The following is a 12,919-nucleotide window of genomic DNA, read 5'->3' on the forward strand; positions in this document are numbered from 1 at the left end:
TTGGCCCCTCTCCCGATACTGGGCCCCATCAATTGGCCCCAATTGATACAACCTGGACGAAAGGAGCCTGCAATGAGCAGCGAGTTGACAGACATCAGTGGTTCGCAGCTGTTGGGACTGGGCCTGAACAAACTGGACTGGGCCGGCGACAGCAAGGAATGCCAGAAGGTTGGCGATACCGAGTTCGGCAAGCAGCCGATCAAATGCCTGGAGCGCACCTACAACATCGGCAAGCACGTCACCCTCGACCTGGTGACCCAGGAAGACTATTTCACCGAGAGCTTTTCCTCCCATGAGGAATATGAGCGGCACAGTCAATCGAGCGTCGAGGCCAAGGGCAGCTATGGCGCCTTCTCGGCCGGCTTCAAGGCCACCTTCGGCAGCGATATTTCACAACTCCAGGAACACGAGGCCGCGCTCTACAGCCACACGGTACGTTTGTGGAGGCTGAGCCTGGCGGTCAACCCCGACAATGCCACCGAGGTGTTCAAGAGCCGGGTCACGGAACTGCCCGAGGTCTTCGATCCGGCTGACGCCCGGAAATTCTTCAATTTCTTCGTCGACTTCGGCGTCGACATCGTCAAGGAAGTCGTGGTCGGCGGGTCGCTGAACTACGCCATGACCGCCTCCAAGAAATACCTGAGCAACAAGACCAGCCTCAAGGCGATGCTCGAAGCCGAATACGGGGCGTTTGTCAGCGCCACAGCCTCGACCGCAACCACAGAGGAGGTCAAAAGCCGCATCGCCAACCGTCAAAGCCGGCTGACCACCTGTGGGGGCACACACTCCATCGACTTCAGTTCGATCAACCCCCAGAACTATCAGCCGGAATTCATCAAGTGGCGCCATTCCCTGATCGATAGTCCACGGGTGGTGGAGCTCAAGCTCTCCCCGATCTATCTCTTCGTCAAGGATGGCCCGCGCCGCACGGCCCTGGAAGATGCCTACCAGTGGTATACCAGCTACAAGGCCGAGATCGATGCGACCTGGTCCGAGTCGGTGATTGTCATCGGCCGCGACAGTCGTCGCAGTTCGCCCAATGCGGCTGCCAACGGCCCGGCATTGCGTGCGGTGTTCATCGACAACAAGAGCAAGCAGACCAGCGAAGCCGTGCACTACCCACCGGCGGCCGATGCCGCGCCACAAGCCTTCGAGAAGTTCTGGGACGCCATGGCACTGCTGCTGAACGGGAAATCCGAGCACAAATTGCTGCTGACCACCGAACGCTGGCCGCGCGACAGCCGCTACTACCCGAACGCCGCCATGCGTGAAGCGCTGCTGGTCCACGGCGCCACGCAAGCCACCCTGACGCGCTGGGAGATCCTGGTCAGGAGCATGCAGCCCAACTTCCTGGCTGGCCTGACCTACGCGCTGGCCGGCAACAACCTGGAAGATGCCGGTGTGGACGGCGTGATTGCCGGCTTCGGCGACGTGGGAAAAGACCTCAGGCCACGAGTGAAGATCAGCGCACGGCTGTCCCACGATTCCTTCGGCCGGGTGAAACTGGTACAGACCGCCAAGGTGCTCGAAGACACGCAAACCGTCCTCTACCGGTTGCACAACAACACCGGTGACCATCCGGTACTGGTCGCCGACCCGCAGAACAAGAGCCGGATCGCCATGCAGAAAACGGATGCCAGCAATCCAGGGCAGCTCTGGTACATGAGGGAACTGGAGAAGCCCTACCCGGAGATCAACCATCCGATCCTGCTGATCAACTACGAGACCGGCAGCCTCCTGCAAGGCATGCAGGACCAGAGCGATTGCCGCCTGCACCCGATAAAACCGGGGCGCCAGGAGGACGACGTGATCTGGGACCGGCGTGGCGACGACATCTTCCACCTGCTGATGGTCTACCACCATGGGGCCGGCCTGTGCCTGACCCAGGTTGAAAAACGCGCAGCCGTTCGCCGCTGGCGCGAACCCCATGGCATGGACTGGTTCCGCGTGCAGCAACAGCCGCAACGTTAAAGAGGTAAGCTCACCGATCCGGCACGACCGCCGGATCGGTCCCTCGATCAACCGGCCTGTCCCCAGCCCCCGACCTGGATGGTCCCTGTCATGATGCAGTTCTTCAACAGCATTTCCTTCATCGAGGACGGCGCCCAGCAGCCGCTCGATACCAACAAGTTCCCGTTCCTGTACAACGATCAGGGCCTGGCAGTCCCCTGCAGCGAACCTCGTGGTCACCTGATCGAGCTGGCGCCGACCAGACCCGAGCTGGAGCTTGGCCATAAATACACAGGCATCGGCAGCAAGCCACGCCGGGTGCCTACGGCCTGCGGTTCCTATGAAATCACCGAGTTCGACTTCCATGCCAGGGAGGTCTGCTACAAACCGCTATGGGCCACGGAGGAAACGGCCCAGGCCTTTGGCATGACCCTACTGCGCAGTGGCGAATGCATCCGCTTCGAATACGAGCAACTGATGATCGCGCAGTACACCTACGGCAAGTGGGCAGGTCATCAATCGCCCTATCTCGGGCCGGAGCGCCAGCGCGAGTTGCTCAACTACAACCCGACCGACCTCGAGTACCACAACTTCGCCCACGTGTTCCTGGCCCGCTATACCCGGCTGCCGCTGGTCATCAGCGTGGCGCGCTGGCGGCCCTACGTGAACCAGATCGAACTGGCCGACCTGTGGGTCAAGCCGGGCGACGCGCTGGTGCTGCCGCCCAAGACGTTTCCTGCCCCGCCGCCGCCCGGGACGAACACGTACCTGAGCGTCGTCGACATGCACGGCAACCGCAACTCGGCCTTGGCCTGCTGGTTCCAGGGCAACGAGGATTGCCTGCCGACCGAAACCATCCTCGCCACCCCGGCACTGATGGATTCCGATACGGGCCGCCCGCACTACCACGAAGAGAAGACGCCGACGCGCCACGAATCGCTGCTGTAGATGTCCTGCAAGCCCGGGCCTGGGCTTGTGCGAAAGTTCAGGACGGGCATGTGGGCCGATCAATGGCTTTGCAGCCGGCAATAAAAAAGCGAAGCCAGGTTGCTGGCTTCGCTTTTCAGGTTCTCAGTGCTGGATAAGCAGCGGCTTAGAACGGAATATCGTCATCAAAGCTGTCGAAGTCCGGAGCCGGCTGCGGAGCGGCCTGCTGAGGGGCTGGACGCTGGGGTGCCTGCTGTGGACGCGGTGCCTGCTGGCGAGGGGCCTGCTGGCGTGGCGCGGACTGATCGTAGCCACCCTGGTCGCCCTGTTGTGGACGGCCGCCCAGCAACTGCATGGTGCCCTGCATGTCGACGATGATCTCGGTGGTGTAGCGCTTGATCCCGTCCTTTTCCCACTCGCGGGTCTGCAGCTTGCCCTCGATGTAGACCTGCGAACCCTTGCGCAGGTATTCGCCGGCGATCTCGGCGACCTTGCCGAACATCGCCACACGGTGCCACTCGGTCTTCTCGACCTTCTGGCCGGTCTGCTTGTCGGTCCACTGCTCGCTGGTCGCCAGACTCAGGTTGGTCACGGCGTTGCCGTTGGGCAGGTAGCGAACTTCGGGATCCTGGCCGCAAGTGCCGACCAATATGACTTTGTTAACCCCACGGGCCATAACGTTCTCCTAGGCTTCGCACGCTTGCGAGGCCGGTTCATTGACCAGGCGCTCAAGGGTGGTGCGATCCAACAATTCGGTGTCCAGTTTGATGTAGATGGCGGCCTCTTCGGCGACGACGACTGCATCGGTTACCCCTACGACGGCTTTCAGGCGCTCGACCAGACCCGCTTCGCGGATCGCCTCAGGCGATAACGGCAAGCGCAGGCTCGTCACATAGGGAGGTTCACGCATGGTAACAGCAAAGGCCAGCCAGAGGGCAGCCAGTGCGGCGCATCCGAGGAAGACTGCCGACAGACCGCCATGCTGAAACATCCAGCCGCCCAGAATACCGCCGAGAGCCGAGCCGAGGAACTGACTGGTGGAATACACCCCCATCGCCGTGCCCTTGCCTCCGGCCGGTGAAACCTTGCTGATCAGCGACGGCAGCGAGGCCTCCAGCAGGTTGAAGGCGGTGAAGAACACCACCGTACCGATCACCAGGGCCCGCAAACCATCACCGAACTCCCAGAAGAATAGCTCAGTGAGCATCAACGTCGTCACCGCGCCGAGCAAAACTCGTTTCATTTTGCGTTTCTTCTCGCCGTAGATGATGAACGGGATCATGGCGAAGAAGGAGATCAGCAAGGCGGTCAGGTACACCCACCAGTGCTGCTCCTTGGGCAGGTGGGCCTTTTCCACGAAGGCCAGCGGCAGGGCGACGAAGCTCGACATCAGCATCGCGTGCAACACGAAGATGCCCAGGTCCAGGCGCAGCAGGTCCGGGTGCCTGAGCGTCGGCAACAGGGCCTGGCGCGCCACGCCGGACTCGCGGTGCTGCAGCGGGCTGGTGGCCCTGGGCACCATCAGGGCGATGATCAGGATGCCGACCAGCGCCATGCCGCCCGTCGCCAGGAACAGCCCGGACAGGCCGAAGGCCCGGGTCAGCAGCGGCCCGACCACCATCGCCACGGCGAACGACAGGCCGATGGTCATGCCGATCATGGCCATGGCCTTGGTACGGTGCTGTTCGCGGGTCAGGTCCGAGAGCAGCGCCATGACCGCCGCGGAAATCGCCCCGGCGCCCTGCAGGATGCGCCCGGCGATCACGCCCCAGATCGAGTCGGCGTTGGCCGCCAGCAGGCTGCCGAGGGCGAAGACCACCAGGCCCAGGTAGATCACCGGGCGGCGGCCGATACGGTCGGAAATGATCCCGAAGGGGATCTGGAACAGGGCCTGGGTCAGGCCGTAGGCACCGATGGCCAGGCCGATCAGCGCCGGTGTCGCGCCCGCCAGATCCATCCCGTAGGTCGCCAGGACCGGCAACACCATGAACATGCCAAGCATACGGAACGCGAACACCAGGGCCAGGCCGCTTGCCGCGCGGGTCTCGCCGCCACTCATGCGTTCGCTGTGGGGATCGTGCATGGAAAAACCTCGTGTGAACCGGCGGCGATTCTATCAGTCCCATCGTTTGAGCGGGTATAGGGTGACGCTTTGTCGCTCACTCGTTCAGCATCCTGTCATGCAAGGCTGCAATGCTGTGTCGCGATAGTGTGCATCCATCCAGTATTTAGCCTTATACTCCTGCCTTTACCGCCCGCCGTGCGAGGCCACTTTGGACAAGATCCTGATTCGTGGGGCTCGAACCCACAACCTGAAGAACATCGACCTGACCCTGCCCCGGGACAAGCTGATCGTCATCACCGGCCTGTCCGGGTCCGGCAAGTCGTCCCTGGCGTTCGACACGCTGTATGCCGAAGGCCAGCGCCGCTATGTCGAGTCGCTGTCGGCCTACGCCCGGCAGTTCCTGTCGATGATGGAAAAGCCCGATGTCGACACCATCGAAGGCCTGTCGCCGGCGATCTCCATCGAACAGAAATCGACCTCGCACAACCCGCGCTCGACGGTCGGCACCATTACCGAGATCTACGACTACCTGCGCCTGCTGTATGCCCGCGTGGGGACGCCGCGCTGCCCGGACCACGACATCCCGCTGGAAGCGCAGACCGTCAGCCAGATGGTCGACCTGGTGCTGGCCCAGCCCGAAGGCGCCAAGCTGATGCTGCTGGCACCGGTGATCCGCGAGCGCAAGGGCGAGCACCTGTCGGTGTTCGAGGAACTGCGGGCTCAAGGCTTCGTCCGCGCGCGGGTCGACGGCAAGCTGTACGAGCTGGACGAAGTGCCCAAACTCGACAAGCAGAAGAAACACACGATCGATGTGGTGGTCGACCGCTTCAAGGTCCGCGCCGACCTTCAGCAGCGCCTGGCCGAATCCTTCGAGACCGCCTTGAAGCTGGCCGACGGCATTGCCCTGGTCGCACCGATGGACGACGAGCCGGGCGAGGAAATGATCTTCTCCGCGCGTTTCGCCTGCCCGGTCTGCGGCCACGCCATCAGCGAACTGGAACCCAAGCTGTTCTCCTTCAACAACCCGGCCGGTGCCTGCCCGACCTGTGACGGCCTGGGGGTGAAGCAGTTCTTCGACGTCAAGCGCCTGGTCAATGGCGAACTGACCTTGGCCGAGGGTGCGATACGCGGCTGGGACCGGCGCAACGTCTACTACTTCCAGATGCTCGGCTCGCTGGCCGCGCACTATGGCTTCAGCCTGGAAGTGCCGTTCAACAGCCTGCCGGCGGACCAGCAGAAGGTCATCCTCAACGGCAGCGGCAACCAGAACGTCGACTTCAGGTACCTCAACGACCGCGGCGATATCGTCAAGCGCTCGCACCCGTTCGAAGGCATCGTGCCCAACCTGGAGCGGCGCTACCGCGAGACCGAGTCGGCTACCGTGCGCGAGGAGCTGGCCAAGTTCCTCAGTACCCAACCCTGCCCGGATTGCCGCGGGACACGCCTGCGTCGCGAGGCCCGGCATGTGTGGGTCGGCGAGAAAACCCTGCCGGCGGTCACCAACCTGCCGATCGGCGATGCAGCCGGTTACTTCTCGGGGCTGAAGCTGACCGGGCGCCGCGGCGAGATCGCCGACAAGATCCTCAAGGAGATCTGCGAGCGCCTGCAGTTCCTGGTCAACGTCGGCCTCGACTACCTGACCCTGGACCGCAGCGCCGACACCCTGTCCGGCGGTGAAGCCCAGCGCATTCGCCTGGCCAGCCAGATCGGCGCCGGCCTGGTGGGCGTGATGTACATCCTCGACGAACCGTCCATCGGCCTGCACCAGCGCGACAACGACCGCCTGCTCGGCACCCTCAAGCACCTGCGGGACATCGGCAACACGGTGATCGTGGTCGAGCACGACGAGGACGCGATCCGCCTGGCCGACTATGTGGTGGATATCGGCCCCGGTGCCGGCGTGCATGGCGGCAGCATTGTCGCCCAGGGCACCGCGGCCGAGGTCATGGCGCACCCGGACTCGCTGACTGGCAAGTACCTGTCGGGGCGGGTGAAGATCGAGGTGCCGGCCAAGCGCACGCCGCGCAACAAGAAGCTGTCGCTGACCCTCAAGGGCGCCCGCGGCAACAACCTGCGCAATGTCGACCTTGAAATCCCGATCGGCCTGCTGACCTGCGTGACCGGTGTGTCCGGCTCGGGCAAGTCGACCCTGATCAACAACACCCTGTTCCCCCTCAGTGCGACCGCACTCAACGGCGCCACGACCCTGGAAGCGGCGGCCCACGACAGCATCAACGGCCTGCAGCACCTGGACAAGGTGGTGGATATCGACCAGAGCCCGATCGGCCGTACCCCGCGTTCGAACCCGGCGACCTATACCGGCCTGTTCACGCCGATCCGTGAACTGTTCTCCGGTGTGCCGGAGGCCCGTTCCCGGGGCTATGGTCCGGGGCGCTTCTCGTTCAACGTGAAGGGCGGCCGTTGCGAAGCCTGCCAGGGCGATGGCCTGATCAAGGTGGAGATGCACTTCCTGCCGGATATCTATGTGCCGTGCGACGTGTGCAAGAGCAAGCGCTACAACCGCGAAACCCTGGAGATCAAGTACAAGGGCAAGAGCATCCACGAAGTGCTGGAGATGACCATCGAGGAAGCGCGGGAGTTCTTCGATGCCGTACCGGCACTGGCGCGCAAGCTGCAGACACTGATGGATGTGGGGCTTTCCTACATCAAGCTGGGGCAGTCGGCGACCACCCTGTCCGGTGGCGAGGCGCAACGGGTCAAGTTGTCCCGCGAGCTGTCCAAGCGCGATACCGGCAAGACCCTGTATATCCTCGACGAGCCGACTACCGGCCTGCACTTCGCGGATATCCAGCAGTTGCTGGACGTACTGCACCGCCTGCGTGACCACGGCAACACCGTGGTGGTGATCGAGCACAACCTGGATGTGATCAAGACCGCCGACTGGCTGGTGGACCTGGGACCCGAGGGCGGCTCCAAGGGCGGCCAGATCATCGCGGTGGGTACGCCGGAGCAGGTAGCCGAGATGCCGCAGTCGCATACCGGGCATTACCTGAAGCCGTTGCTGATTCGCGATCGGGCGTAATCAACGGGAATGAAAAGCCCCTGTCATCGTGTGATGGCAGGGGCTTTTTGGTGAGCGTTGAGGACGCTTTCGCCGGCAAGCCTGGCTCCTACAGGGGGCGGTGTATCCGATATCGCGGCACGACGCGATCCTGCAGGAGCCTGGCTGGCCGGCGAACCGGTGCATGGCACCGGCCATTCACCTCAGCACTGCGACTGCAGGTAATTCTCCAGGCCAATGGACTTGATCAACCCCAGCTGTTTCTCCAGCCAGTAGGTGTGATCTTCCTCGGTATCGGCCAGTTGCTGACGCAGGATATCGCGGGAGACGTAGTCCTTGTGCTGCTCGCAGAGCTCGATGCCCTTGCACAGCGCGGCACGCACCTTGTACTCCAGGCGCAGGTCGGCCTCGAACATCTCGGGCACAGTGGTACCAATGTCGAGATCATCCGGCCGCATGCGCGGTGTGCCTTCGAGCATCAGGATCCGGCGGATCAGTGCATCGGCGTGCTGAGCCTCTTCCTCACTTTCGTGATTCATGCGCTCGTAGAGCTTGCTGAAGCCCCAGTCCTCATACATCCGCGAATGGATCAGATATTGGTCACGGGCTGCCAGTTCGCCGGTCAGCAACGTGTTGAGGTAATCGATTACGTCCGGGTGACCTTGCATCGCCCTACATCTCCCTGCCTGAAAGTCTGTATTTTGAACCAAGCTGACCGGAAGGTCACGGCAAAAACAGCAGAAAAGTGAGAAATAGCAGAGAAAAACCATCGATTTGAAGCGAAAAACCGCCCAATTGAGGGCGGTTCTGCTTCTCGTTTAGACTTACTTCAGCACTACTCCCAACGCTTTCGCGACACCTTCACCATAAGCCGGGTCGGCCTTGAAGAAATACTGCAGTTGGCGCTGCACCACGTCATCGGACACACCGGCCATCGCACCGGCGATGTTGCTGATCAACAGCGCCTTCTGTTCGTCGTTCATCAACCGGAACAGCGCACCGGCATGGCTGAAGTAGTCGGTATCTTCGCGATGATCGTAGCGATCTGCGGCACCACTCAGGGCCAGTGCCGGCTCAGCGTAGCGAGGAGCCTGTTTCGGCGCATCGGCGTAGCTGTTGGGCTCGTAGTTCGGCGCGGCACCGCCGTTGCTGCCAAAGGCCATGGCACCGTCGCGCTGGTAGCTGTTGACCGGACTGCGTGGCGCGTTCACCGGCAGTTGCTGGTGGTTGGTACCGACGCGATAGCGGTGGGCATCGGCGTAGGCGAATACGCGGCCTTGCAGCATGCGGTCTGGCGACAGGCCGACACCCGGGACCATATTGCTTGGACCGAAGGCCGCCTGCTCGACTTCAGCGAAGTAGTTCAGCGGGTTGCGGTTCAGTTCCAGCTCACCGACTTCGATCAACGGGAACTCCTTCTGCGACCAGGTCTTGGTCACGTCGAACGGGTTCTCGTAGTGTGCCGCCGCCTGGGCCTCGGTCATGACCTGGATGCACACGCGCCATTTCGGGAAATCGCCACGCTCGATGGCGTTGAACAGGTCACGCTGGGCATAATCCGGATCGGTACCTGCCAGGCGTGCCGCCTCGGCCGGCGCCAGGTTCTTGATGCCCTGCTTGGTCTTGTAGTGCCATTTCACCCAGTGACGCTCGCCCTTGGCGTTGATCAGGCTGTAGGTGTGGCTGCCAAAACCGTGCATGTGGCGGTAGCCATCCGGAATCCCGCGATCGGAGAACAGGATGGTGATCTGGTGCAATGCCTCAGGCGAGTGCGACCAGAAGTCCCACATCATCTGCGCGCTTTTCAGGTTGCTTTGCGGCAGGCGTTTCTGGGTGTGGATGAAATCTGGAAACTTCAGCGGGTCGCGAATGAAGAACACCGGCGTGTTGTTGCCGACGATGTCCCAGTTACCTTCCTCGGTGTAGAACTTCAGGGCGAAACCCCGTGGATCGCGCTCGGTATCGGCCGAGCCACGCTCGCCACCGACGGTGGAGAAACGCAGGAAGGTCTCGGTCTTCTTGCCGATCGCCTCGAACAGCTTGGCGCTGGTGTACTGGGTGATGTCCCTGGTAACGGTGAAGGTACCGTAGGCACCCGAACCCTTGGCGTGTACGCGACGCTCAGGGATGTTCTCACGGTTGAAGTGGGCAAGCTTCTCGATCAGGTGAAAGTCGTCGAGCAGCAGCGGGCCACGCGGGCCGGCGGAACGGGAATTCTGGTTATCTGCGACGGGAGCGCCGCTGGCGGTCGTCAGCGTTTTGTTCTGGCTCATACTCATCCTTCCTCTCTGGGTCTTGGTGCTGCCGGCTAATCGGCTGAGGGGAAGTATTGACCATGAAGGTTACAGGAACAAATGCATTAATCCATCAAAGGCAATAGTTAACAACTATTAACAACCTGTGCCTTTATAGCAGGCACAAAAAACCGGGCACTGGGCCCGGTTTTCTGTTTCAGACTGACGTCTTACTCGGCAGATACAGCATCGCCAGCAGTAGCACGATCAACCAACTCGACGTACGCCATAGGAGCGTTGTCGCCAGCGCGGAAACCGCACTTCAGGATGCGCAGGTAGCCACCCTGACGGGTAGCGTAACGCTTGCCCAGGTCGTTGAAGAGCTTACCAACGATAGCTTTCGAACGAGTACGGTCGAAAGCCAGACGGCGGTTAGCAACGCTGTCTACTTTAGCCAGGGTGATCAGCGGCTCGGCAACGCGGCGCAGTTCCTTGGCTTTTGGCAGAGTGGTTTTGATCAGCTCGTGCTCGAACAGCGACACAGCCATGTTTTGGAACATGGCTTTGCGGTGCGAGCTGGTGCGGCTCAGGTGACGTCCACTTTTACGATGACGCATGGTTCATTCCTTACCAAACACTACGTTCGGTGATTACGACGATCAGGCAGTCGCCTTGTCGTCCTTCTTAAGACTTGCAGGCGGCCAGTTATCGAGGCGCATGCCGAGGGACAGACCGCGGGAGGCCAGAACATCCTTGATTTCGGTCAAGGATTTCTTGCCCAGGTTCGGAGTCTTCAACAGCTCTACTTCGGTACGCTGAATCAGGTCGCCGATGTAGTAGATGTTTTCCGCCTTAAGGCAGTTAGCCGAACGTACAGTCAGTTCCAGATCGTCAACCGGGCGAAGCAGGATCGGATCGATCTCGTCTTCCTGCTCGACAACCACTGGCTCACTGTCACCCTTGAGGTCGACGAACGCAGCCAACTGCTGTTGCAGGATGGTTGCAGCACGACGGATAGCCTCTTCAGGATCCAGGGTACCGTTGGTTTCCAGATCAATAACCAGTTTGTCCAGGTTGGTACGCTGTTCGACACGGGCGTTTTCCACCACGTAGGCGATACGGCGAACCGGGCTGAACGAAGAGTCGAGCTGCAAGCGACCGATGCTGCGGCTTTCGTCTTCATCGCTCTGACGCGAGTCTGCTGGTTCATAGCCACGGCCACGAGCTACGGTGAGCTTCATGTTCAAGGCGCCATTGGACGCCAGGTTGGCGATTACGTGATCGGGGTTAACGATCTCGACATCATGATCCAGCTGAATATCGGCAGCGGTAACCACCCCCGAACCCTTCTTCGACAAGGTCAGCGTAACTTCGTCACGGCCGTGCAGCTTGATAGCCAGACCTTTAAGGTTCAACAGGATTTCAATGACATCTTCCTGTACACCTTCGATGGCGCTGTACTCGTGGAGCACACCGTCAATCTCGGCCTCGACTACTGCACAGCCTGGCATTGAGGACAACAGGATGCGGCGCAGCGCGTTGCCCAGGGTGTGGCCAAAACCACGCTCGAGAGGCTCGAGAGTGATCTTAGCGCGGGTTGGACTGACAACCTGCACGTCGATGTGACGGGGTGTCAGGAACTCATTTACCGAAATCTGCATGGATGCACCTATTTTCTAGCCCTTACTTGGAGTAGAGCTCGACAATCAGGCTTTCGTTGATGTCGGCGGAGAGGTCACTGCGAGCAGGAACGCTTTTGAAAACGCCCGACTTCTTGTCAGTGTCCACATCTACCCATTCTACGCGGCCACGCTGAGCACACAGTTCCAGGGCCTGGACGATACGCAGTTGGTTCTTCGCCTTTTCGCGAACAGCAACCACGTCACCAGCACGAACCTGGTAGGACGGAACGTTTACGGTCTTGCCGTTAACGCTGATGGACTTGTGCGATACCAGCTGACGCGATTCGGCACGAGTCGAGCCGAAGCCCATGCGGTATACGACGTTGTCCAGACGGCACTCGAGCAGTTGCAGCAGGTTTTCACCGGTTGCACCTTTCTTGCCAGCAGCTTGCTTATAGTAGCCGCTGAACTGACGCTCGAGTACGCCGTAGATACGACGAACTTTTTGCTTCTCACGCAGCTGGGTGCCGTAGTCGGACTGACGACCGCGACGCTGGCCGTGGATACCAGGAGCTGCTTCGATGTTGCACTTGGATTCGATAGCGCGCACGCCGCTCTTCAGGAAGAGGTCGGTGCCTTCGCGACGAGCCAATTTGCATTTTGGACCAATGTAACGAGCCATTCTTTACAATCTCCTGGATTACACGCGGCGCTTCTTCGGCGGACGGCACCCGTTGTGCGGGATTGGCGTCACGTCGGTGATGCTGGCGATCTTATAGCCACAGCCGTTCAGAGCACGGACAGCGGACTCACGACCTGGACCTGGGCCCTTGACGTTGACGTCGAGGTTCTTCAGGCCATATTCCAGCGCAGCTTGGCCAGCACGTTCAGCGGCAACCTGGGCAGCGAACGGGGTGGACTTACGGGAACCGCGGAAACCCGAACCGCCGGAGGTAGCCCAGGACAGAGCATTACCTTGACGATCGGTGATGGTCACGATGGTGTTGTTGAAAGACGCGTGGATGTGGGCGATGCCATCAACCACTGTCTTTTTAATTTTCTTACGAGGACGAGCAGCAGGTTTTGCCATGACTAAATT

At 61.0% G+C, this 12,919-nt stretch carries 11 protein-coding genes; 3 read left to right on the plus strand and 8 right to left on the minus strand.

Annotated features, from left to right (window positions below; genetic code table 11):
* Positions 1-72: 72 nt before the first annotated feature.
* Complete coding sequence (locus ACMGT0_RS28335) at positions 73-1,971, plus strand: MAC/perforin domain-containing protein (RefSeq protein WP_054059476.1); 1,899 nt, start codon at positions 73-75, stop codon at positions 1,969-1,971.
* Positions 1,972-2,061: 90 nt separating this feature from the next.
* On the plus strand, positions 2,062-2,898 hold the full coding sequence (locus ACMGT0_RS28340) for a hypothetical protein (protein WP_081006021.1): 837 nt from the start codon (positions 2,062-2,064) through the stop codon (positions 2,896-2,898).
* A 145-nt stretch (positions 2,899-3,043) separates the two neighbouring features.
* On the opposite strand, the gene ACMGT0_RS28345 is transcribed toward ACMGT0_RS28340, so the two are convergent.
* Positions 3,044-3,553, minus strand: a complete 510-nt coding sequence (locus ACMGT0_RS28345) for a single-stranded DNA-binding protein (RefSeq protein ID WP_054059477.1) — start codon at positions 3,551-3,553, stop codon at positions 3,044-3,046.
* Positions 3,554-3,562: 9 nt separating this feature from the next.
* A complete protein-coding gene (locus tag ACMGT0_RS28350; RefSeq protein ID WP_054059478.1) occupies positions 3,563-4,960 on the minus strand; it encodes an MFS transporter in 1,398 nt (465 codons plus the stop codon).
* A gap of 190 nt (positions 4,961-5,150) precedes the next feature.
* On the opposite strand from ACMGT0_RS28350, the gene uvrA reads away from it, so the two are divergent.
* Positions 5,151-7,985, plus strand: coding sequence for an excinuclease ABC subunit UvrA (uvrA, locus tag ACMGT0_RS28355; RefSeq protein ID WP_054059479.1), 2,835 nt, complete (start codon positions 5,151-5,153; stop codon positions 7,983-7,985).
* Between the two features lie 182 nt (positions 7,986-8,167).
* On the opposite strand, the gene bfr is transcribed toward uvrA, so the two are convergent.
* From bfr to rpsK, 6 genes are all read right to left on the minus strand, one after another.
* Complete coding sequence (gene bfr, locus ACMGT0_RS28360) at positions 8,168-8,632, minus strand: bacterioferritin (RefSeq protein ID WP_054062546.1); 465 nt, start codon at positions 8,630-8,632, stop codon at positions 8,168-8,170.
* A gap of 156 nt (positions 8,633-8,788) precedes the next feature.
* On the minus strand, positions 8,789-10,237 hold the full coding sequence (locus tag ACMGT0_RS28365; protein ID WP_054059481.1) for a catalase: 1,449 nt from the start codon (positions 10,235-10,237) through the stop codon (positions 8,789-8,791).
* Positions 10,238-10,428: 191 nt separating this feature from the next.
* A complete protein-coding gene (gene rplQ / locus ACMGT0_RS28370) occupies positions 10,429-10,815 on the minus strand; it encodes a 50S ribosomal protein L17 (protein WP_017901545.1) in 387 nt (128 codons plus the stop codon).
* Between the two features lie 42 nt (positions 10,816-10,857).
* The gene (locus ACMGT0_RS28375) at positions 10,858-11,859 is read right to left on the minus strand and encodes a DNA-directed RNA polymerase subunit alpha (RefSeq protein WP_003186012.1); all 1,002 of its coding nucleotides are present in this window, start codon (positions 11,857-11,859) and stop codon (positions 10,858-10,860) included.
* 22 nt (positions 11,860-11,881) lie between these two features.
* Positions 11,882-12,502 (minus strand): 30S ribosomal protein S4, encoded by a 621-nt coding sequence (gene rpsD / locus ACMGT0_RS28380; protein ID WP_017901543.1) that lies wholly within the window; start codon positions 12,500-12,502, stop codon positions 11,882-11,884.
* Positions 12,503-12,520: 18 nt separating this feature from the next.
* Positions 12,521-12,910 carry a 30S ribosomal protein S11 gene (rpsK, locus tag ACMGT0_RS28385; protein ID WP_007924177.1) on the minus strand — a complete coding sequence of 130 codons (390 nt, stop codon included), beginning with the start codon at positions 12,908-12,910 and terminating at the stop codon, positions 12,521-12,523.
* Positions 12,911-12,919: the final 9 nt, after the last annotated feature.

The sequence above is a fragment of the Pseudomonas sp. RHF3.3-3 genome (assembly GCF_048069595.1).
Classification (GTDB): Bacteria; Pseudomonadota; Gammaproteobacteria; order Pseudomonadales; family Pseudomonadaceae; genus Aquipseudomonas; species Aquipseudomonas fuscovaginae_B.